Raw genomic sequence first — 1,462 nt, forward strand, 5'->3', positions numbered from 1 at the left:
CAGTCCGGAGGAGCGGACCCGCACCCGACCCACCCACGCCCGCCGCAGGCGCACGGCCAGCAACACGCGCGGCGCCGCAGACGACAACGTGGGAAGCCCCCATGGGAAGGTATCCGTATGGTCACGCTGTTTGACGCGATGCCGCCCGACCGGAGCCGGCGGATGCGGGAGATCGCCCATACGGTGTCGCTGCCCCGCGCCACCCGCGTCTTCGAGGAGGGCAGGCGGGCCGACCGGTTCTGGATCATCCGCAGCGGACAGGTCGCCCTCGACCAGCGGGTACCCGGCCGCCGCCCGGCGGTCGTGGAGACTCTGGGACGGGATGAACTGCTCGGTTGGTCCTGGGCCTTCCCGCCCTACCTCTGGCACCTGGGAGCCGAGACCGTCGGTCCGGTCGAGGCGGAGGAGTTCGACGCCACGGTCGTCCGTGCCCTGTGCGAGTCCGATCCGGTCCTCGGCCGGGCGATGTACCGCTATGTCGCCGCGACGGTGGCCGACCGGCTGCACGGCACCCGCACCCGCCTCCTTGAGCTCTACGGACCCCAGGGCAGGCCCCTCGAACGGTGACCGCTCCGGGAGGGAGCGATCTCCGGGAACCGTGCCCGGGATCCGGCCGACTACCTGTGCCGGGTCGCGCCTGCGGCCCCCCGGCCGGGGGACCGGCCGGTTACGGGCAGGGGAGAAGCACCATGCGTCCTGGGAAGTTGTGCGGGCTGGCGGTCGTCGTCGCGCTGGCTGTCACCGCGTGCGGCGGTGGCGGGGATACGGGGGAGGGCGCCGCCGCCGGGCGCGGTGGCTCCGGGTTTCCCGTGGAGGTCGCTGACTGCAAGGGCGCGCGGACCACGTTCACGTCCGCCCCGCGCAAGATCGTCACCAGCAACGCGGCCGCCCTGGAGATGCTGCTGCGCCTGGGCGCGGGCGACCGGGTCATCGGGACCGGATTCCCGCCCGGCAAGGGTGCCCTGCCCGGCGAACTCGGTGCGCAGGCCGGGAAGGTGCCGGTGCTCGGCAAGCACGTCATCCCCAAGGAGAAGCTGCTCGGATCGGGCGCCGATCTCTACGTCGACACCTTCGCGTCGATGAGCATCATGGGCGGGGCGGGCGGCGCGCCGACCGCGGACGAGTTCCGCGCGGCGGGCATCAAGCACATGTACCTGACCTCCACCGCCTGCGCGTCCACGGCCCGGGGGCCGCAGCGTGACCTGTCCGCGGTGGAGGAGGACATCAAGCGGCTGGGCGCGGTGACCGGTACCGCCGCGCGTGCGGAGGAGCTCGTGGCGGGTATGCGGGCGAAGGTCGCCGCGGTACGGAAGGCGGTCGGTGAGGTACCGGCGGACCGGCGGCCCGCCTACTTCTTCTTCGACTACGACGCCGGCACCAAGCAGCCCGTCGCCGTCTGCGGCAAGCAGGTCGCCAACGCCGTGATCGGCCAGGCCGGAGCCCGTAACGTCTTCGAGGGCTG

2 protein-coding genes are annotated in these 1,462 nt (G+C 72.9%); both read left to right on the plus strand.

The features are described 5' to 3' along the window. Nucleotides 1-117: 117 nt before the first annotated feature. Nucleotides 118-567 (plus strand): cyclic nucleotide-binding domain-containing protein, encoded by a 450-nt coding sequence (locus AZE13_RS26695; protein ID WP_066937257.1) that lies wholly within the window; start codon nt 118-120, stop codon nt 565-567. A 122-nt stretch (nt 568-689) separates the two neighbouring features. Then, nucleotides 690-1,462 (plus strand): ABC transporter substrate-binding protein (locus AZE13_RS26700; RefSeq protein WP_066937259.1); only part of this gene is annotated, 773 nt, incomplete at its 3' end.

The sequence above is a fragment of the Streptomyces sp. NBRC 110611 genome, assembly GCF_001590865.1.
Lineage (GTDB): Bacteria > Actinomycetota > Actinomycetes > Streptomycetales > Streptomycetaceae > Streptomyces.

Excerpts from the sequence above, each read along its gene's own strand:
- AZE13_RS26695 (WP_066937257.1), top strand. The coding sequence starts at position 118 with ATGGTCACGCTGTTTGACGCGATGCCGCCCGACCGGAGCCGGCGGATG.